Source organism: Myroides injenensis M09-0166, assembly GCF_000246945.1.
Classification (GTDB): domain Bacteria; phylum Bacteroidota; class Bacteroidia; order Flavobacteriales; family Flavobacteriaceae; genus Flavobacterium; species Flavobacterium injenense.
In genome coordinates this window covers 31603-52682 of the sequence record NZ_BAEX01000010.1, presented here as the reverse complement: position 1 = coordinate 52682, position 21080 = coordinate 31603, and the positions used below count along the sequence as shown (strand labels likewise).

Here is a 21080-nt window from a genome sequence, read left to right as displayed (position 1 = left end):
TATTATATTATGTAAGAGAATTAGTAAGTACAAATTTGCAAAATCCATACTCGATAAGAGAGTTATCAAGATTAGCAGGGATAAATGAATTTAAACTAAAAAAAGGATTTAAAGAAATTTTTTCAAGTACAATATTTCAATACCTTTTTGATGAGCGTATGGAATTAGGTCAAAAGCTTTTATTAGAACAAGACTGTAATATTGCTGATATTGCTCAAGTTGTAGGATATAAGAATCCAACACATTTTACAGCTGCCTTTAAACGAAAATATGGAATGTTGCCTAAAGAAGTGAGATATTAAAATTTTACAATACCACATTTATTTTACAACTTATAGAATGAAGTCAACTTGACTTTTTAGTTTTCATAAGCTTCTTTTGTCCTATAACGATAAAAGCCATGAAATTCCATGCCATTAAACTAGATAATGGGATATAAAATTTATTACATAAAGGAAGAAAGCTATTTGACCAAGCCTTTGAGCTCTCAGTAGTATAACTTACTTTGTATAGTTTTTTTCTATATAACCGTCTTTATTATCTTTTCCATTTCGTTTATGATAGATGTTAGCTATTATTTCTTTATCTCTAACTATTTATGTTTCTGAGCATCAAAACCAGCATCAGCATTAATAAAATAATTCTGATAGAGGGATTTCATTATTTGTTAATTGATTAGTTATGTATTCAAAATAGGATTGCTATATCAAATAGATTCTTTATATATCAATAGGTTATGAGGTTTTCTATAAATACTTTAATTATCTAAGTAATACAAAAAACTACCTCACTTTTTTTTACCTCTAAAAAAACATATCTACTTAAATTACAATATCTTACCTTAAAAATAATCATTTTAAGTTAAAATCGTAATGCTTGATAAAGCCACTATTCATAAGCATTAGAGCGAAATCCTTCAACACTTCTTCAACATTTCCTCATGATTGCTCCATATAGAGGGCTGGTTATTGAAGGAATCTTGAAGAACTGTTGAAGCGTTGTTGAAAAATTCATATCCTCTATAGTAATGAAGCCACATAAGGAATTAAATATTCAATGAATCATTTTAGAGATCTCTATTCAAAAAGACTTTTTTAAAAATAAAATGGCTATAATGCATTAGATGAGCGATAATATGATGAAGATATTTTGACTTTTTAATTTTCTGAAATTTCTTTAGTCCCATAAAGGTAAAAGCCATGAAATTCAATGGCATCTAACTAAATAATGTTGTATCGAATCTACTGAGTAAAGAACGAAAGCTATCTTACCAAGTATTTGTTTTTTCAATAACATGTCTTTATTTATATAGTTTTTCACCAATATAACCGTCTTCATTACTTGCTTATTTAGTTTTTGGGACAGGTGTTAGCATCTTTTATGTTCTGTTTTTTTTGAGCATTCTACTACTGTTTACTAAATCTAAATAATACTCCTTTTAACGTCATTCTTATTCCTTTTGGCGTCATTGCTTGGGCATAGTGATAAGTAATTTTGCACAGTTAATAAACTTATAGCGTAGTTATTGACTCTATCATTAAGAGATATCAAAATGAAAACACACAAGGTCACCTTATCACTTTTAACAGTAATGTTATGTTATTGCTCGGCAAATGCACAAGTAGTAAATGACACTATTACAAATACGGGTCTTAATGAACTTTTAATTACAAAAGAAAGCAAAGCCCAAAAAGAAAGTCGTCAACCAGTTCGCGCAACAGTTTTAGATGTCAAAGCCTTAAAGCAACAACCATCTAGTGTTATTGAGCTAATGAATAGAACAGTAGGGGTTCGAGTACGCCAGACAGGCGGTTTAGGATCAAAGGCAAATCTGATGTTAAATGGCTTTGAAGGAAATGCTATTAAGTATTTCAGAGATGGAATTCCAATGGATTATCTAGGAAATGCTTTTAGTTTTGCTATTGTACCTCCCACTATGATTGATCGTATAGAAATATACAAAGGAGTAGTCCCCGTTTCATTAGGTTCAGATGCATTAGGTGGAGCAGTCAATATTGTTACAAAAGAACCTGAGTCAAATAAGTCAGTCGATGTATCTTATCAGATTGGTTCTTACAATACCCATAGAGGAACTTTGAATGCGTATTTTCAAGATGAAAAAACAGGGTTATTCGGAGGAATAAATAGTTTTATTAATTATTCAGATAATGACTATAAAGTAATTGTTCCTTTTACAGACCCAGAGACTGCTCAAATGCGAAAAGAAAAACATCGCTTGTTTCACAATAGATTCTCTAATGGATTTGGCGAGTTTTTTGTTGGCGTGAAAAATAAATCTTGGGCAGACGAATTAAAATTGTCTGTAACAAGTTTTTATTTAAACAAAGACCACAATTATGGTATGACTATGAACTATCCTTTTGGAGGGGTTACTAGTAATCTAAATTCAGTGGTGCCAACTTTGCGTTATCGCAAATCATTCTTTGATTATAATTTAAAATTTGATCAGTTTTTTGTCTATAACACACTTCACTCTAGTTTTACCGATACAAAAGAAGGATTCTATGATTGGAAAGGTAATTTTACTCCGGTAGCGAGTAAAAGGGGTGAAACCACTTCAAAAGGGAGTGATAGAAAATTGCGCTATTACAATTTTATTTCCAGAACTAATCTTTCTTATAAACTAGATAATGGATTTATAGAACTTAATTCTGTTTATAATAGTTCGAACCGTAGAGGATCAGACCCGTTTGGTGAAGTTTTTCCATTTTCTAGAATTGATATGCTCAAAAGATCAGTTGTTTTTCAAAAGTGGATTACTGGGTTAAATTGGAGATTGTATTTATTAGACGACAATTTATCTAATGATCTTGCTGTTAAATATTACTATTTAAAAACAGAAGGTTTTGAAAGTCTTCATGGTGATACTCAAGTAGAACAAAAGAAATCTAAAACAAAAGGGAATTGGGGCTTTTCAGAATCAATTAAGTATCAGATCTCTGATCGCATATATGCTCGTGCTTCTGCTGAGCTAGCAATTCGACTTCCTGAGCAAGAGGAGTTTTTTGGAGATGGTACTTTTACAAAAACGAATTTTGGTTTAAAACCAGAGCGAAGTCTTAATTACAACCTTGGAGTTAACTATAATAATAAAAAGAACTTTACTTCAGAAGTTAATATATTCTATAGACGTACTCATGATTTAATAATGCTTCTTAATTCTGGTGTTTTTGGCGCTTATGAGAATGTAGAAAAAGTAAAAGGATTAGGTGTAGAATTAGATGTTAATTATTCACCTTTACCATGGTTACGACTTTCTGGTAATGCTACTTATCAAGATTTTAGATTATACGATAGACAAGATAAAACCTACGAAAATTCGCGCTTAAGAAATACTCCATATTTCTTTGCTAATCTTGGATTGCGCACCTTTCACAAAGATGTATTTAAAAAAGGAGATAGCTTTTCTTTCTTCTGGAATTATAGTTTCGTCAGAGCATATTATTTAGATTTTATTCCTAAAGAGTTTGAACCTAGTGGCTTTTTAGGCTTATGGGGAAAAGCTAGTATCAATGCAGAGGACTATGTTATACCAGATCAAAATCTACATTCTACAGGTGTAGTATGGGCATATTCACCTAAGCTATCTTTTGGTTTAGAAGCGAAAAACATATTTAACTCTGAAATTTTTGACAATTACAAGATTCAAAACGAAGGTTTTAGTCTTCATTTTAAAGTAAACATATCATTCAATTAATATTAAAACTTATGAAAAAACACATTTTTACTCCAAAAAGTATTGGAATGTTATTAATGGCAGGTCTTTTTGCCTTCACTTCATGTTCATCAGATGATAATAGTTCATCAGAACCTAATCCTGTAGATCCTACTACAACAGAAGGTAAATATGTTCTTTTGACTGGAACAATGGGTGTTGCTCCTTATGTAGGATATATGACAGCCTTTGATAAAATGCCTTCTGGAGATATCGATAATATTCAAAAAGGGGCGTTGTCGGTAAAGGGGAATGGAATGAAAAGCTATGGTGAATGGATTTTCCAAAGATTACAATTAGGAAGAGTAAGTTCTCCGGATGATGGTATTTTGCGTTATTCAACATCTGACAACAATTCAATCTCTCCATCTGGTGAAATAAAAGGATTGTCTTCTAACTTTTATGTGCATAACGCAACAACTGGTTTTTATGCAGATGCTGGTAAAGGATTATTTAAAATACAGATATTTAATCCTACTACAATGCAGCGTACAGGCGAAATTGACTTGTCGATGGTAGAGGATAAAACTAAAGAATATCAAGCAGTAGGTACACGCTTTTTAGCTTCTAAAGACGGTAAACTTTATGCAGATATTATCACTGGATCAAAAGATGGAAAAGGAAGCCAAATGGAAGATCCAGCTCCAGGATATATTGAAATTGCAGTAATTGATATTGCAACAAGTAAGTATGAAAAAACAATAAAAGATACTCGCGTAAGTTATGTGGGTTATGGCGGTAATGCTAATCAAATGTGGGCATTAGGAGATGATGGTGCTTTATATATGTGTTCTCATGGATTCGGAAAAACTGGAGCAACTAATGAATCTGCTATTATAAGAATTAAAAAAGGAGCTACTGAAATTGACAAAGATTGGATTATCAAAATCGATGATTATGTAAAAGATACTACAGTTGGATCAGTAGCTGTAAAAGATGGAAAACTTTATACCGCATGGGGAAGCACTGCATTTACATATGCTGATATTTTAAATACACCAAACTTTAAATATTATGAGTTTGATAAAGAAAATATTGCTGCTGGACCAAAAGAAGTAGCTAATATCCCTGCTACTACGTATGCTTTTCAAGATGCGCAAGCAATTACAGTAATTGATGGAGAAGTATACTTTAGAGTTGTAAATAATGAAAATTACAATGGATATTATGTACTTGGTGCAGATAAAGTAGCTAAACCTGCGTTCAATTTACCAAAGAGTGCTAAAGGTAGCCCAGCTTTAAAAGTTTGGGGATTAGTTAAACTTAAAAAATAATTAGTTAGCTCTCGTTTTTAATTAGGTAGTAGTAGTGTACAATCTAGGTTTTTTAAAATTTTAAGGTTAAGAAGAATCTAAAATTAAAAGCGATGCTAAAAAAGCAATTTGACATTGTCAAATTGCTTTATATAAAGCCAATAGTAGGGCGAATACTTTGACCTCTACTATTGGTTATTTTTTTAAACATTATTTATTAATAAGACTGTTTGATAGTTTATAATATAAAACTAAACAGTGATATAAAAAGAACAAAATAATATATATGGCTACAGATAGCGTACTTTGGCGCATTGTGAAACCAGTAAAAAAGAAACTGAATTTTGCAATGGCACTCTCAGTTGGGTCTACCGTACTGACCATAGGTAATCTTATTTTATTAAGTTATTTAATCAATGCAATGTATCAAGGGAATACACAACAAATGTTCTATCTCTTTAGTGGTATGGTATTGTTTGTGGTAGTAAGTTACTTATTACGTTTAAAATCTTTTGATGTTTCTCATTATGCTGCCTTTGATCTTGAAGCAATCTTGCGTAAGAACATTACTAATCATTTGGCAAAATTACCATTAGGTTTTTTAAATGAAACCGGTTCAGGAGCTCTGACGAAAATTTTAAATGAGGATGTACGATTACTACATGGTTTCGTAGCAGATAGTACTCCTTTATTTGTTCGTACTTATGCTTTTCCACTATTAACTTTATTGAGTTTATTTTGGTTTGATTATAGAATAGCATTAGTATGTCTTGCTATTCTAATAGTGGGTCTAGGTTTTTTATCACTAGCCATGAAAAATAAGACTGAAGTAACACATCAATTTAATAAAGCCAAAGAAGATATAAATGTTGCTGTTGTAGAATATGTCCAAGCCATGCCAGTCGTACGCGTATTTGATGGAGGCGAGAAATCGTTTGTCCGCTATGAGAATGCATTGCAGCGCTATTTAGATATAATAACACTTTGGTATAAGCAAAATGGACTAAATGCTAAACTTTCAATGTTTATACTTAATCCGTTACCAACATTTATTATTTTATTAGTATTAGGCACTTATTGGTATCAAAATGGTTCATTAAGTTTTTTAGCATTTATTGCCTCTTTACTTTTAGGAACGGGAATGATTGAATCAATATTACCTTATCGCAGTTTATCTAATGTAATTTCTCGTGCAGCAATATGTTCTAAGCGAATAGAAGAATTAATGAAAGTTGAACCTCTACAAGCATCGGGAGAAAACAAAAATATTAAAGATATTTCTGTTGTTTTTGATAATGTATCGTTTACTTATCCTGGACGAGAAGATAAAGCATTAGAAGATATAAATTTCACTGTAAAACCTGGTACGTTTACTGCTATTACAGGAGCCTCAGGGGCTGGAAAATCAACTATTGCTCGTTTGTTACCACGCTTTTGGGATGTTAGTAAAGGATATATTAAAATAGGAGATACCGATATTAGAGATTTAGAACCAGAGGTATTATTAGATACTGTAGCTTTTGTTTTTCAGGACAATTTTATCTTTTCAGATACTATAGCAAATAATATTCGTATGGGAGCTGAAAATGCAAGTATAGAACAAGTAATGGAAGCTGCAAAGGCCGCTCAAATACACGATTTTATAATGCAATTGCCAGAAGGCTATGAAACACTTGTAAAAGAAAGAGGTGGTAATTTCTCAGGAGGTCAAAAACAGCGTTTATCCATTGCTAGAGCAATATTGCGAAATAAACCTATTCTAGTATTAGACGAGGTAACTTCATTCTCAGATACTGAAAATGAATTGCTTCTAATGCGTGCTTTTAGAAACTTAATGAAAGATAAAACTGTTATTATGATTGCACATCGATTGGAAACAATAAAAAATGCAGATCAAATTTTGGTTATGGATAGAGGTAGAGTGAGTGAATTAGGTAATCATGAACAATTAATAGAACAAAAAGGTATTTATAGCTCGATGTGGCAATCATACCTTGCAGCTAGAAATTGGCATATAAAATCAGAGAAAGAATAACTATGAGTAAAGAGCAAATAAATAAGAGTAGTTCTTTTATCGGTATTTTGATGAACTTGATTAAGGCAGCAGGACCGATGGGAAGAAAATTGAAGATAAGTTTAATTTTGATTTTGTTATCGTCAGTGTTTCAGGGAGCAGCGTACACTTGCTTTTATCCAATTTTTATGACTTTGAGTAAAGGGAATAGAGATGAAACCTGGTTTTATATTTTAATAGCATTAGGATTCGTTGTTATTAGTGCTGTTTGTAGATGGATAGGTCAGGATTATGACTATGCAGGTTATTCTTCTAAGGCGCAATATGATTTGCGTAAACGTCAAGGAGAAAAATTAAGAGAAATGCCATTAGAATATCTATCAAATAAACGTTCAGGTCAATGGAGTGCAATAATAAGTAATAATGTAGATGAAGTAATATCTTATACTATAACGGTGTCTAGTTTAATGATTTATGGAATTATAACTCCTATATCTGTTGGATTAATGACTTTCTTTTTTGATTGGAAAATAGCAATCGTTATCCTTCTTATATTTCCTTTAATTATTCCGTTATATCGATGGAGAAAACCTTCCTTTGATAAAGGTATGCATTATTTGAATGCAGTTCATTCTGAACTTAATGCAGAATCTATTGAATATATTCAAGGATTACCAGTATTAAAAGCTAGTAATAGTATTGATCGTATTGTTTCTCGCTTGAACAAAAGCATTGATAAAGTTAGAGAAGTACAGATTTATGGTCATGGTAAAGGAAGCACGCCCAATCTGATTATTACTTCATCATTAGAAATTGGTTTGTTAGTCTCATTAGGATTAGGTATGCTTTTTGTATTAAAAGCTGATAGTAATATGATGGTAATGACAGCATTAATGATTATCGTTATTCGCTTTTCTGAATTGATCTCAAGTTTTGTACCTATGACGATGATTTTTAGTTTAATGGAGGCAGGGTATAAACAAATTACTACAATGCTAACTGCCCCAATATTAAAAGTAGAAGTGCCGAAATCTAAACCATCTAATTATAACATAGAATTTAATAATGTAGATTTTTATTATGAAGATGCTAAAGAAAAAACACTATCGGATATTAATCTTAATATAGCAGAAAAATCAATAGTTGCTTTAGTGGGGCCTTCTGGCTCAGGTAAAACAACCCTTGCAAGAATGATAATGCGATATGCAGATTGCCAAAGAGGGGCAATTAAAATAGGCGGTATTGATATTAAAGACTTAAAGCAGAATGATTTATTAAGTATGATTTCTGTAGTTTTTCAGGAGGTTTATCTATTTGATGATACAATAGGAAATAATATTAGAATGGCTAAACCAAACGCCACTTCACAAGAGATTATAGATGCTGCTAAAAGAGCGCAGTGTCATGATTTTATATCTAAACTACCTAAGGGATATGATACACCTATAGGAGATATGGGAAATACACTATCGGGTGGAGAACGTCAACGAATTTCGATCGCTAGAGCCTTATTGAAAAATACTCCAATAGTCATTTTGGATGAACCTACCTCATCATTAGATTCATTAAGTGAGTTAGCCGTACAAAAAGCTATTGATGAGTTAGTAAAGGAAAAAATAGTTATCATAATTGCTCATAGGCTTTCTACAGTGAGAGGAGCAGATAAAATTTGCGTATTAGAACAAGGTAGAATTGTAGAACAGGGTAACCATCAAACTTTGATAGAAAAACAAGGTAAATACTATAATCTATGGCAAGCGGAAAAACAGATTGAAGCATTGTTTAGTGAATAGTCAAAATACTGAGTTTTGATATAACCAATTTAATATTTATTTTACTATGAGGGACAGTACATTGTATTGTCCCTCATTATTTTACCATCTATTTATGTATTAAAAAGTAATACTTTCTTTTATGATTTTAGATTTATACTATTCAACTATGAGTTCTAGCTATAACAGTAGTTTTGTTGCTATTTTAGAAAGAGTTTTTGGTATAATGCTAATTTAGTATAGTAAATATGTTTTTGTATTTAGTAAAAGTTACTTATATTGGTAAGTATTAAAGTATGTTTAATAATATGGTCAGGTCTTTAGAAAAAATATATTATCCATTAGCCGTTTTTTTAGTAGTAACAGTATTATTTGCTGTGATACATTCTCTGCTATATATTTTGTTATTTATTCCTGTTGTTGCCTTTTTGGGATTGTTACGTGTATATATTTTGAATAGAAGATTAGAACAATTTGGAGTAGAAGCAGAAGGTAAAGTTCTTGAATTCCGATCAGCTTTAGAACTAGATGCGAATATTGCAAGTAGTAGAAGACATTCTATAAAAAAGGAAGTGTTAATCATAGAATTCAAAACAGAAGAAGGCACGTATGTAAAAGGTCAGCCAATTGAATATGAAATTGCAGAAGTACTAAATGAAGATTCTGGTGATGATGAAGAAAAATTTAACCCTGTAGGTAAGACTTATCAACTATTATATGACAAATATAAGCCTAACCGCTTTATTTTTAAAGATCACTTAGAACTCAATACAAATTTGTATATTAATTTACTTGTTCTTTTTGGAATTATTTTAGTGTTCTTTGTCGTATATATTTATGCCTCATTTAATATTATTGATACTATAAGTAATGGTTTGTAATTTATATAAATAGATAGCTTAATTCTTTTATTTAATAAATTTATTACTAGTCTAATAGGTTATTTTTGTATGTCATGTATAAAAAGATATAAATGAAAAAATCAGCAATACTCTGTTCTATGATTTTGTCATTATTCATTTCAATAAGCTGTTCAAGTGATGATAATAATAGTTCAACCTCAGCAATTGATAAAGATAGTTTGATTGGAAAATGGGAACATACAACAACAAAAATCTTTACCAAAAAGAAAAAGAGTATTGGTAAAGTTAAGGCAGAAGATAAATGGTGTGGAGTGTTAATTTTAAGTTTTACTGATGGCTATATTATCGCTAACGAATATTCAGGTCGAAACTCTTTGGGTGACTGTATTGAAGCTGTAAAAAAAGATACTTATACAATATTAAATAACAGGTTATATACTGGTGAAGACATGGAGAAAGCACTAGAGATTTCTAAGTTGAATAATAAAGAATTACATCTTCTCTATTATTTAGAGGATATAATAGAAGACATGGAACCCATGTATGCAAAATTGATGTTTAAACGGGTTAATTAGTTTTAAGATAATTATATAAAAAAGAAGAGGTTTTATCATTTGATAAAACCTCTTCTTTTTACACACTAAATTTTATAATTAAAGGATAACGTGATGATTCTACTATCTAAGTCATATTTCTGTCTAATATGTGAGTCAAAGTTATTACCTGTAATGCGGTAATGTTTAGTATTTAAAGCATCAGTTAAGGCTAATTTTATACTTCCTTTATCTTCAAACAATGATTTAGATAATCCTAAAGTCATATCAAAATAACCATCTCTTTTATATAAACCTATATTAGATTTTGAAAAGTATTGTGCGTTTAATTCTGATTTTAATCCCCATGGGAGTTTAAAATTATTTTGGGCATTAATCGTATAGGCTACTTGAGAGCTATTTATTGAAGTATTGCGATAATTTCCTTCATATTTATTGTTGAATAAATTAAACATACTGGTTAGACTCCACCAGTCTGTTGGTGAAACCGTATTTGTCAGGTTAACACCGTAATGATATGATTTACTCAAGTTATCTGTACTCTTTACTAAGATACCAGTGTCTTTCTGATAATCATAAACCTGCGTCATCACATCATGCGTTACACTAAAATATATATTTGCGATTAGGTATTTATCCCAAGTATAACCAAGTTCAGTAGCATGTGTTATTTCAGGTTTTAGATTTGGATTACCTTGCCAATAGTTAAAAGGATCATTATAAAATCTAAAAGGATTTAAATCAAAATGACTTGGACGATTAATACGTTTACTATATGATGCATAGAATCCATGTGCACTTTCTGTTTCATACTTGATTGAAGCACTAGGAAAGAATTTTGTATAATCTTTTTTAGTTCTCTCTTGTATAGTTTTTTGATTAATATCTGTTTCTGTGTATTCTGATCTTAACCCAGCCTGGAAGGACCATTTATCAACTACTAATTTATAGTTAGCATAAACGGCATGTATTTGTTCTTTATATTTATAATGATTTGTAGCATTAGGATCATTAATCCATTCAATAGATTTCTCTATTTCGTAGGTTGAAGGGTTGTCATTAGACTTTACAGTTGATTTCCAACCTGTTTCTAAAGTATTATCATCATTAAAAGGAAGGCTAAAGTCTATTTTCCCATTAAAGCTTTTTAAGTGAGAAGGAATATTTCCACGTCTATTTAAATAGTCTTCTGTACCTAAATTTAAAATAACGTCGGATAATTGTTGTTGTTTTGATTTAAATCTAGATGTCTCATAGTCAAGATCAACATCAACTTTATAATTTTTATCATTGAAAAAGTGCGTCAATGATAGGCTAGAAGTATAGTCATACCAATGCTCTTTATTTGCGTTGTCAGATTGTACTTGTGTAAGTAAACTTCCAACTGGTGTATAAACTGAACTATTACCCGTGGAATAGTTTTCATATCTACCTATTTTTGCATCAAATAATATTCCTACCGATGTTCTAGAAGAAATATTATAGTCTGCACCAATTTTAAAATTGTTAGATGTCAATGGTTCACTAGTTATATAATTTTGTATAGTTTGTTTATCTATCAGATTCTTGTTTGTTTCATTATAAAAATCTTGGTAAAAATCTTTTCTCTCTTCTTCACCTCTGAAAGTATAATTATAGTCACCATAGATATTAAACTTATCATGTGTGTAGTTTAAACTTAAACCTGTATTAAGTCTATTCTTTCTTCCTCGTCCACCATTAAGATAATAATTACCGTTGAGCCCTTCTAAAGAACTCTTCTTCATTACAATATTAATAATACCAGCATTACCAGCAGCATCGTATTTAGCTGATGGATTAGCTATAATTTCTATATTTTTGACAACAGATGAATTGGTAGATCTTAATAAGTTTGCAAGCTCTTTCGATGATAATTGACTAAGTTTTCCATTTATCATAACACTTACCCCATTTTTTCCTCTTAGAGATAGTTCTCCTTCTTGTGATACTACTACGCCCGGAGTTCTGCCAAGTATTTCTAAAACATTACTACCAGTAGACATAATACTGCTTTCAACATTAAAGACCATTTTATCAGAACTTTGCTTAAAAATAGGTTTTTCCGCTTTAATAAATATCTCACCCAATTGAGTTTCAAAAGAAGCAGATATACTGTCTAATTGCGCTTCAGTTTGTGCAAATGCAGTTAAGCTGCACAAAGATAAAAGCCATATATAATTTTTATTCATAAGGAATAGCTTATAATAATTATTATTTAGAATTATTCTATGTAACATAGATTAATTCGCAAATATATTATTATTTATAATCATTCTAAGGTTAGATAGGTGTTTTTTTAAATTTTAATGCAATTTCATTACTCTTATTATCACTATTGTCACTATTAATGCTTAATAACAGAACTTTAGTGATTATTTGATATTTGTATTTTTAACATTAGATCAAGAGGTAATTCTTTTAAATGAATATTTTTTATAAAATACTTATTGATATTGTTTAACTATTGATTTATTGTTTTAAACGCTTATACTCATAAGAAAGTTTTAATTTACTAACATAAATTATTACTAATTATGAGAGCAGTTCGATATTTTGGATTAAATGATGTCCGCATCGTTGAAGATATGAAAAAACCTATCCCTTCAGGAGATCAGGTATTAATAAAAATAGCAGGAGCAGGAGTATGTCATTCAGATTTGCATGTAATTGATGATGGAATAGTTCCTAACGCACCTTTTACTTTAGGTCATGAAAATGCAGGATATGTGGAAGAGGTCGGTGAATCAGTAAAAGAATTTAAAAAAGGAGATGCAGTACTTGTGTATGGTCCATGGGGATGTGGTCATTGTAAACCATGTAAGGAATCCTCAGAAAATTATTGTGATAATCAAGCTAGTCAAGCAGCTGGTGGTGGTCTAGGACTAGATGGGGGAATGGCTGACTATATGTTAGTTCCTTCATCGCGTTTACTAGTTCCAATAGGAGATTTAGATCCAGTTATTGCTGCACCAATAACTGATGCAGCATTAACTCCATATTCTGCAATCAAGCGTTCTCTGCATAAATTGACGCCAGAGGAATTTGTTGTAGTTATTGGAATTGGTGGTTTGGGACATACAGCCATACAAATACTTAAAGCAGTTTGTGGATCTCGAATTATTGCTTGTGATATTACAGATGACAAATTAGAATTTGCTAAAAAAATGGGAGCAGAGTTTATTATTAATTCCTCTGATACTGATGCGGCTGATAAGATTAAAGAAATAACGGGTGTAAAAAAAGCTAAAGTAGTTTTAGATTTTGTTGGGGCTACCTCTACAATGGAATTAGCAGCAAAAGTAGTTTCCTTAAATGGAGATTTAACGATTATCGGTTTATCTGGAGGTCATTATCCTATTGCTTTTGGTAGCGTACCTCTAGGAGCTAATGTCTCTATTCCTTATTGGGGGTCAGAGACGGAACTTATTGAAGTCATTGCTCTTGCTAGGCAAGGCAAAATCAAAATAAAGATAGAAAAATACCCATTGACACAAGCATTAGAAGTATATGATAAAATGCGTAAAGGGCAATTAAAAGGAAGAGCAGTGCTAGTTCCTTAGATAACTATATATTACAATGGTGAAAGTAGAGAAATGCTTGCTTTTGCCATTGTTTTTAAATTGTTAAAATATTAATTTATTGTAAATATAACTTTTGTTGATTTTTAATTTAGACTTGTTAAGTTGTTTGTTTTTTGAATTATTGCTGATATTTAATTAGATAAGTATTTAATGTAGTATATAAATCATATATAGTATGTAATAATTATATGGATTTGTATCCTATTAATAGGAAACAGTGTTAGTATGGCTTAATAGAATGGAAATAAATGCTTAATTTCGCAAGAAAATAAGCGATAAATTCATGCCGTTAATTTCTATTATTTTACCTGCTTATAATGCAGCTAGTACTATAAGTAAATGTGTAAATAGTATATTAAACCAAAGTTTTACAGATTTTGAACTTATCATTATTAATGATGGTTCTGCAGATGAAACAAAAGAAGAATGTGATAGGTTATCAAAACTAGATAATAGAATTACTTTTATTTGTCAAGTTAATAAAGGAGTGTCTTCTGCTCGTAATAGAGGAATTAATATAGCAAAAGGACAATATTTCGTATTTGTAGATAGTGATGATTATGTTTCTCCGAATTATCTATTTTCGCTCTTAGAAGATTATAAAACCTCAAAGGCAGATTTAGTTATTCATACATTTCATGTAGTAAATTTTAAAGAGGATTGGGCACCTAAACTACCTAATGTTCTTTGTTCATCAACAAGTTTTGATGTTCTTTTTAAAAATTGTGAACTATATAAAACAGGTTTTTTATTTGGTAAATTATTTAAGGCTTCTATTGTAAAGGATTATAATATTAAATTTAATGAATCTATTATTCTTTATGAGGATTCTGCTTTTCTCTGTCAATATTTAAAACATTGTGATACTATATTCTTTAATAATATTAAAGAATATTTCTATAATTATTATCCTGATTCACTTTCTAGGCAAAAACATTGTTTTAAATCTGTTTATGCAGTTTACTTAATTCATCTAGATTATTTTCTTTTTTGTAAAAGTAAGGCGAAAACAAAAGAAGATTTTGAGAATTTGAAATCTTTTAAAAACCATACTAATGGACTACTAAGAACTTCATTAGCTACTTTTTATAAACTAAATACTTGTAAGAAAGAAAGACAAAGTTTTTTGTTGGGTATTCCAAAGCAAGGTATACAGCTATTTAAAGATTATCATTGTGGTTCTATGGTGAAAAATAAAATATTAGCATTACTAAAGAACGAAAAGTATAGCAGTTTTGATTTTTTCATGCGTTTACTTTATATTCAAGGAATGTTTGCTGAAAAATAAAAGAGTATTGTTCTTTATTTTTAAAGAATTAAAAGTTTTTGTTAACTTACTTTTTGTATTTTTATCTTTATTATAATTTAAATATAAGGATATGAATATGCGTTTTTCTATAAAAGTTGCATTAACTTTTTTTGTAGTATTAATACTAAGTTCTTGTCAACAGATCACATATAAAGCTAAACCTATAGATAATTTTGATGTTAATCGTTATTTAGGAAGTTGGTATGAGATCGCTCGTTTTGACTTTAAATTTGAGAAAGATTTAAATAATACAACAGCTACTTATAGTCTGAATGATGATGGGACAATTAAGGTAATTAATAAAGGGTATAATCCTTTTGAAAAAGAGTGGAAGACCGCTGAAGGTAAAGCAAAGTTTATTGGCTCTCCTAAGATTGGTCAGTTAAAAGTGTCTTTTTTTGGACCGTTTTATTCCGGATATAATATTTTAGCTTTAGATGCTGATTATAAATATGCATTAGTAGCGGGTAAGAATTTAAAATATTTATGGATTTTATCAAGAGAAAAAACGATACCAGAAGATATTAAAACAGAATATTTGAAGATTGCGGAAGATGCAGGGTATAAAACAGATAAATTATTATGGATTGAACATAATAAATAGTAAAAAAGGACGATTTTTTATCGTCCTTTTTTATTTGGTTTATATTTTTTTCTCTTTAATGAAATAACAAAGTAGATATAATAAGTGACAGGCTAATAATGAATATGCTGTCAATACAATGATATCTAGAGGGATTAGGTTTGTAACTGCAGATATAATAAATGTAAGTAATAATTGCAACGATCCTAATAATGCTGAAGCAGATCCACTATTTGTAGTGAAAGGAGCTAAAGCTAGTTTAGTGGTAGTTGGAAATAATACACCTAAGGTTAATACAATAAAAAAGATTGGTATTAATATATCAATTATAGGAGCTTTTAAAACAGAAAGTATAAGAAGTGCACTGCTGCTTATAATACCAAAATAGATAGTATATTTTACTGTTTGTTCTACTGTCCACCAACGAGATAATACAGAATTTGCAAGCCATGCGCCAAGAATTAGACCTATTGCATTAAAAGCAAAAATTTCACTAAAAGTATTTGATGATAGCCCACCATATTCCATAATTAAGTATGGAGCATTAGCAAGATATATCATTAATATACTATAAGTCAAACTACCTATTAAAGTGTATTTTACAAAGATGTTGTTTTGAACAATAATTTTAAAATCATTCATAAGATTAACTGCTTTGCTGTCACTGGCTATTCGAGTTTCTGGCAAAAAGAAAATAACAGTTAATAAGCAGATAATTCCTAATATCAATAGGGTTACAAAAGCAGATTGCCATACAAAATGACTAATCAAAAAATTACCAAATACAGGACCAATAATAGGAGCTATACCTGCAATAATTGCTAGTAATGAAAAGACATGCATGCTCTTATCCGATTCAAAATACTCATTGACTATTGCTCTAGCAATAACTACGCCCGCACATCCAGCAAATGCTTGGAAGAAACGAGCTGTCCAGAATTGCTCTATAGTCTGAGCATAGATACATGCAATAGTTGCTAAAATGAATATCAACAATGAAATGATAATAGGGATTTTTCTTCCATATCGGTCAGAGATAATTCCCCAGAATAATTGCCCAATCGCAAATCCTCCTAAGAAAAATGAAATAGATAATTGTACTGCTTTTATATCTGTTTTGTAAGTTTCTGCTATTTTTAAAAAACCAGGCAGATATAAGTCTATACTAAAGGGCTCTAATGCAGAAAGAAGTGACAGTATTATCACTACTACAAATTGCATTTTTGTTAATTTGTTCATATCGTTTATTTGAGGATGCAAATATACCAACTAGTTTATTAGGCAAACTTATCCAATAAGGCGGACTCATTGGACTTTTAAGAAGTTATTTCTGAAATCTAAAGGTGTTTGTCCTGTGTGTTTTTTAAAAAAGCGATTAAAATAATTGACTTCTGTAAATCCTAGTCGATTCGATATCGTTTGAATATTTTCATTTGAATAACTTATTAAACGCTTTGATTCAAGAACTAATCTTTGTTGAATATGTTGAGTTAAAGTATAGCCAGTATTTAGGTATAATATTTCATTCATTCTTTTGACAGACAAAGCTATCTTATCTGCATAAAATACATTTGACCTGTGAGTAACAAAATTTGCCTCGATAAGTTCTAATAGTACAAACAACCGCCCGTCTGTTGACGAGATAGTATCATTTAATATTTCTGAATCTTGTAGATGTATTAGCCAAAGTGTAAGATATTTGTCTAATAGATCTACTCTTTTTTTACTTAACCATTCTTTCTTAATTAACTCTATTAAGTGCTTAAAGATAATAGTGTTCTCTGTAGTGATAGCAAAATGTAAAGGAGGAATAGCCTTAAATAAATTAGTTTTTAATTGCTGAAATATGATACGATTAAAGTAATCTTTATCTATGGCCATATAATAACCACAAATACCATTAGGATTAAAAAATTGCACTTGACCTGGATAGATGATCCACAGATGGTTTTCTATTATAGGGTAAGTTTTAAAATCTATTTCTTGAGAATGTTGTGAGGTAACTTTTGTAAACCAGAAAATTTGATAGAAATTATATTGGTAGTGATAGTCAAAGATAAATAGATCGTTATTGTCCTCAATTGTATAAAACTCAATTGGGGTATTCTTATCATACTGTTGTACTTTAATTACCTTTTTTTGGGGTATCATATCGCTTAAAAAAACAAGAGCAAAAGTAAGTATTTAATTTAAGAGGAATTCAATAAATAAAATTTATGGTAAAAAGACCATTATATTGTACTTGTAAATTCTATTGAATCTTGACTAATAATTGTTTAAGTCAATAATATTGAGTGCGTTAAAATTTACTTTTCTAATTAGCTTTTAGGGTAAAATACTTATATTTAGATACTAACCAAAAAATAATACTAATTATGAAAGCAGATGAAATTCGTTTGTATATGTTTCAAACAGGTGTTTTGAAATGTAAGGAAAACAACATTAAAATGAATGCTTCTTTAGATCCATATGAAATTCCAGTCCCTTGGTATTTGATTGTCCATCCAAAGGGAAATGTGATAATAGATGGTGGGAATGCTGTAGAATGTGCTATTGACCCAGTAAAACATTGGAAAGGTATTACCCAAGTATATTGGCCCGTTATGACAGAAGAGGAAGGTTGTTATAATGCAATCCAGTCAGTAGGTGTTGATCCACAAAGTATAAAGTTCGTCTTACAAAGTCATTTACATTTAGATCATACAGGAGCTATAGGTCGTTTTCCCAATGCAATACATGTGGTTCAAAGAAAAGAGTATGAGTATGCATTTAGCGCAGATTGGTTTGCCGCTGGTGGATATATAAAAGAGGACTTTAACAAACCTGGCTTAAAGTGGCATTTTTTAGAAATAGAAAGAGATGAGGTTTTTGATCTATATGGAGATGGAGTAATTAAAATGATACCGACACCTGGTCATTCACCTGGTCATTGTAGCTTTTTAATTACACTACCTAATGAAGGTTCTATACTACTTACTGTTGACGCTGCCTATACTGTTGATCATTGGGAAGACAAAGCATTACCTGGTTTTTTAGCATCTGCTGTTGATTCAGTGCGTTCAGTAGCTAAATTAAGATTTATTGCTCAACAAGCTAATGCTATAGTAGTTACAGGACATGACCCTATAAAATGGAGTACATTTAAAAAAGCTCCTGAGTTTTATTATTAATTAAAGTTTAAGACAATGAAAATTAAAGCAGCTATATTAAGAGAAATGGGAAGAGAACGCCCATATAGTAAATCTATGCCATTGACAATAGAAGAAGTAGAGTTAGATAAACCTCAGCGAAGAGAAGTATTAGTAAAGATTAAAGCTGCAGGGCTATGTCATTCTGATTTATCAGTAATTAATGGTGATCGTCCAAGACCACTACCTATGGCTTTAGGCCATGAAGCGGCTGGTATAATTATAGAAAAAGGTGAAGAGGTTAATGATTTTGAAGTTGGAGATCATGTTGTTTTTTCATTTTTACCTTCATGTGGGCATTGTATATATTGTCAAACTGGGAGGGTAGCATTATGTGAAAAAGGAGCAAAAGCTAATGGTGCGGGTACGCTTTTAGGAGGAGCAATACGATTGCATCAGGAGAATGATAAGATTTACCACCATTTAGGAGTTTCTGGTTTTGCGGATCACGTTGTTGCATCTATAGATTCACTTGTAAAAATTGATAAGGCCTATCCTTTTGAAATAGCAGCCTTATTTGGCTGTGCAGTTATGACAGGAGTAGGAGCTGTAATGAATACAGCACAATTAAAATTAGGTGAATCTGTAATGGTTGTCGGACTTGGGGGTGTAGGACTAGCAGCTATACTTGGGGCTAAAGCTGCAGGGGCTAAAAAAGTACTAGCAGCAGATATTAGTAAATATAAGTTAGATGTAGCTAAAGAGCTTGGCGCAACAGAAGTTTTTGATTCTTCAAAAGAGGGAATAGTCAAAGAAGTAAAAGATTATACAAAAGAAAATGGAGTAGATGCTTCTGTAGAATTTGCGGGTGCTATGCCAGCTTTAGACTTTGCTTTTCACGTTACTAAAAGAGGAGGAAGAACTATTACTGGAGCTTTACCTGCACCAGATAAAAAGTTTGTTCTAGATCCCTTGTTATTAGTTGGGGACGAGAAAACACTAAAAGGGTGCTACCTTGGTAGTTGTGTGCCTTTAAGAGATATTCCTGCATATTTAGAACTTTATAAAGAGGGTAAATTACCTGTAGAGCAACTTATCACACATCGCTTAAAACTTGAAGATATTAATGAAGGATTTGATAGGCTAGCTTCAGGAGAAGCCATCCGACAAGTCATATTGTTTGATTAAAATATTTAATAGGGAGTAATTAAACTCCCTATTTTTGATTTATATCTGAGAAGGTAAATGCCCAAAGTATTTTTTAAATGCTTTAGTGAAATGGTGACTATGCTTATATCCTACAGCCTCTGCAACTTCATAGATAGCGTAGTTTTTGCTTTCTAACATCTCTAATGCCTTTTTCATCTTTAGGTCGTGCAGATAGGCAAAAGTTGTTGTGCCAAAAAGTGTTTTAAAACCAACCTTAAGTTTAGTTTGATTAATTCCAGCTTCTAACGCAAGGTCTTGAAGAGTAAATTCTTTATTGTAATTCTTCTCTATATATTCTTTAATAAAATGTAAAGCTTCTTTATCTCTTGGAATTAAAGAACAGTTAGCGCTAAGCTTATTATCCTTCCAATTCTGGTATTGTAAAATATGTAGTTCTGTTAATTTACTATTTAAATAATGTTGCGCTAACTTTCCATCAAAAGGGTTTTGTAGAATTTGTTGCAACACTTGTTGAATAGTCACGTTAATATTGATAAATAAACGGGGATCTTTATTGTCAGTGATTTCACTTAAAAATTGGTCGTCATCATCTAATAAATTACCAAAATAATTTATAGGAACAGCTGTCTCAACGTAGATACCTTTGTTTTCTTTATTTGTTTGCATAATATGTTCATAAGGAACTGCATGTTCGCGAAATAATACAGAATCCCCTTCATATACATCAAGATTTTCATGGTTTATCGTCAAACTGTTTCCTGCAAGACAATTATAGGTAAGAAGAGTGTTTTTTTGTGGTAACACAGTATATTTAAACTCTCTTTCAGAAGTGTACTCACCATATTTAATACTAACATCTCCTATGGTTATTTTCATTACGTCCATTGTAATATCTTCTTCATCGTACTTGTAAAACTCTATATCGGGAGAGTCTGACGCTGGGAGAAAAGTCTGTATCATTGTTTTTTCTTTATCATTCACTTTGCAAAGATAATTATTTATAGTGTTTTTAAATAGTAAATATGTTATAATCAGTTAGTTTAGTGAACTATTTCCTCTAGCGTTGTATATCCTACCTCTAGCGTTATTTTTAGGT

General features: G+C 30.8%; 16 protein-coding genes. 12 read left to right on the top strand and 4 right to left on the bottom strand.

The window, feature by feature from the left end; all coding sequences use genetic code 11:
• The 7 genes from RH98_RS03030 to RH98_RS03000 form a co-directional block, all read left to right on the top strand.
• Window positions 1–302 (top strand): helix-turn-helix transcriptional regulator (locus RH98_RS03030; protein WP_010250379.1); only part of this gene is annotated, 302 nt, incomplete at its 5' end.
• A 1250-nt stretch (window positions 303–1552) separates the two neighbouring features.
• Window positions 1553–3718, top strand: a complete 2166-nt coding sequence (locus tag RH98_RS03025) for a TonB-dependent receptor plug domain-containing protein (RefSeq protein ID WP_026038712.1) — start codon at window positions 1553–1555, stop codon at window positions 3716–3718.
• Window positions 3719–3729: 11 nt separating this feature from the next.
• A complete protein-coding gene (locus RH98_RS03020; protein WP_010250375.1) occupies window positions 3730–5010 on the top strand; it encodes a DUF4374 domain-containing protein in 1281 nt (426 codons plus the stop codon).
• A gap of 265 nt (window positions 5011–5275) precedes the next feature.
• Window positions 5276–7024 (top strand): ABC transporter ATP-binding protein, encoded by a 1749-nt coding sequence (locus tag RH98_RS03015; RefSeq protein WP_010250373.1) that lies wholly within the window; start codon window positions 5276–5278, stop codon window positions 7022–7024.
• A 2-nt stretch (window positions 7025–7026) separates the two neighbouring features.
• Window positions 7027–8796: an ABC transporter ATP-binding protein gene (locus tag RH98_RS03010; protein WP_010250370.1), complete on the top strand. Its 1770-nt coding sequence runs from the start codon at window positions 7027–7029 to the stop codon at window positions 8794–8796.
• A 287-nt stretch (window positions 8797–9083) separates the two neighbouring features.
• A complete protein-coding gene (locus tag RH98_RS03005; RefSeq protein ID WP_010250369.1) occupies window positions 9084–9656 on the top strand; it encodes a DUF3592 domain-containing protein in 573 nt (190 codons plus the stop codon).
• 92 nt (window positions 9657–9748) lie between these two features.
• On the top strand, window positions 9749–10213 hold the full coding sequence (locus RH98_RS03000) for a hypothetical protein (RefSeq protein ID WP_026038710.1): 465 nt from the start codon (window positions 9749–9751) through the stop codon (window positions 10211–10213).
• A gap of 65 nt (window positions 10214–10278) precedes the next feature.
• On the opposite strand, the gene RH98_RS02995 is transcribed toward RH98_RS03000, so the two are convergent.
• On the bottom strand, window positions 10279–12402 hold the full coding sequence (locus RH98_RS02995; RefSeq protein ID WP_010250365.1) for an outer membrane beta-barrel family protein: 2124 nt from the start codon (window positions 12400–12402) through the stop codon (window positions 10279–10281).
• Between the two features lie 345 nt (window positions 12403–12747).
• Here RH98_RS02995 and RH98_RS02990 point away from each other — a divergent pair, with 345 nt between their 5' ends.
• The 3 genes from RH98_RS02990 (at window position 12748) to RH98_RS02980 (ending at window position 15707) form a co-directional block, all read left to right on the top strand.
• On the top strand, window positions 12748–13773 hold the full coding sequence (locus RH98_RS02990; protein WP_010250363.1) for an NAD(P)-dependent alcohol dehydrogenase: 1026 nt from the start codon (window positions 12748–12750) through the stop codon (window positions 13771–13773).
• A gap of 304 nt (window positions 13774–14077) precedes the next feature.
• Window positions 14078–15082 carry a glycosyltransferase family 2 protein gene (locus RH98_RS02985; RefSeq protein WP_010250361.1) on the top strand — a complete coding sequence of 335 codons (1005 nt, stop codon included), beginning with the start codon at window positions 14078–14080 and terminating at the stop codon, window positions 15080–15082.
• Window positions 15083–15179: 97 nt separating this feature from the next.
• Window positions 15180–15707: a lipocalin family protein gene (locus RH98_RS02980; RefSeq protein ID WP_026038709.1), complete on the top strand. Its 528-nt coding sequence runs from the start codon at window positions 15180–15182 to the stop codon at window positions 15705–15707.
• Between the two features lie 39 nt (window positions 15708–15746).
• Here RH98_RS02980 and RH98_RS02975 read toward each other — a convergent pair whose 3' ends face one another.
• Both RH98_RS02975 and RH98_RS02970 read right to left on the bottom strand, forming a co-directional pair.
• On the bottom strand, window positions 15747–16925 hold the full coding sequence (locus RH98_RS02975; protein WP_026038708.1) for a Bcr/CflA family efflux MFS transporter: 1179 nt from the start codon (window positions 16923–16925) through the stop codon (window positions 15747–15749).
• 66 nt (window positions 16926–16991) lie between these two features.
• Complete coding sequence (locus RH98_RS02970) at window positions 16992–17837, bottom strand: helix-turn-helix domain-containing protein (protein ID WP_010250354.1); 846 nt, start codon at window positions 17835–17837, stop codon at window positions 16992–16994.
• A gap of 224 nt (window positions 17838–18061) precedes the next feature.
• Between RH98_RS02970 and attM the strand changes: the two genes are divergently transcribed.
• Complete coding sequence (gene attM / locus RH98_RS02965; protein ID WP_010250351.1) at window positions 18062–18856, top strand: AttM family quorum-quenching N-acyl homoserine lactonase; 795 nt, start codon at window positions 18062–18064, stop codon at window positions 18854–18856.
• 15 nt (window positions 18857–18871) lie between these two features.
• On the top strand, window positions 18872–20002 hold the full coding sequence (locus RH98_RS02960) for a zinc-dependent alcohol dehydrogenase family protein (RefSeq protein WP_010250349.1): 1131 nt from the start codon (window positions 18872–18874) through the stop codon (window positions 20000–20002).
• 39 nt (window positions 20003–20041) lie between these two features.
• Here the strand turns inward: RH98_RS02960 and RH98_RS02955 are convergent, their stop codons facing one another.
• Window positions 20042–20944, bottom strand: a complete 903-nt coding sequence (locus RH98_RS02955) for a helix-turn-helix transcriptional regulator (protein WP_010250347.1) — start codon at window positions 20942–20944, stop codon at window positions 20042–20044.
• Between the last annotated feature and the right edge of the window lie 136 nt (window positions 20945–21080).

Coding starts and splice junctions, on each gene's coding strand:
- RH98_RS03025 (WP_026038712.1), top strand. CDS start 1,553: ATGAAAACACACAAGGTCACCTTATCACTTTTAACAGTAATGTTATGT.
- RH98_RS03020 (WP_010250375.1), top strand. CDS start 3,730: ATGAAAAAACACATTTTTACTCCAAAAAGTATTGGAATGTTATTAATG.
- RH98_RS03015 (WP_010250373.1), top strand. CDS start 5,276: ATGGCTACAGATAGCGTACTTTGGCGCATTGTGAAACCAGTAAAAAAG.
- RH98_RS03010 (WP_010250370.1), top strand. CDS start 7,027: ATGAGTAAAGAGCAAATAAATAAGAGTAGTTCTTTTATCGGTATTTTG.
- RH98_RS03005 (WP_010250369.1), top strand. CDS start 9,084: ATGGTCAGGTCTTTAGAAAAAATATATTATCCATTAGCCGTTTTTTTA.
- RH98_RS03000 (WP_026038710.1), top strand. CDS start 9,749: ATGAAAAAATCAGCAATACTCTGTTCTATGATTTTGTCATTATTCATT.
- RH98_RS02995 (WP_010250365.1), bottom strand. CDS start 12,402: ATGAATAAAAATTATATATGGCTTTTATCTTTGTGCAGCTTAACTGCA.
- RH98_RS02990 (WP_010250363.1), top strand. CDS start 12,748: ATGAGAGCAGTTCGATATTTTGGATTAAATGATGTCCGCATCGTTGAA.
- RH98_RS02985 (WP_010250361.1), top strand. CDS start 14,078: ATGCCGTTAATTTCTATTATTTTACCTGCTTATAATGCAGCTAGTACT.
- RH98_RS02980 (WP_026038709.1), top strand. CDS start 15,180: ATGCGTTTTTCTATAAAAGTTGCATTAACTTTTTTTGTAGTATTAATA.
- RH98_RS02975 (WP_026038708.1), bottom strand. CDS start 16,925: ATGAACAAATTAACAAAAATGCAATTTGTAGTAGTGATAATACTGTCA.
- RH98_RS02970 (WP_010250354.1), bottom strand. CDS start 17,837: ATGATACCCCAAAAAAAGGTAATTAAAGTACAACAGTATGATAAGAAT.
- attM (WP_010250351.1), top strand. CDS start 18,062: ATGAAAGCAGATGAAATTCGTTTGTATATGTTTCAAACAGGTGTTTTG.
- RH98_RS02960 (WP_010250349.1), top strand. CDS start 18,872: ATGAAAATTAAAGCAGCTATATTAAGAGAAATGGGAAGAGAACGCCCA.
- RH98_RS02955 (WP_010250347.1), bottom strand. CDS start 20,944: ATGATACAGACTTTTCTCCCAGCGTCAGACTCTCCCGATATAGAGTTT.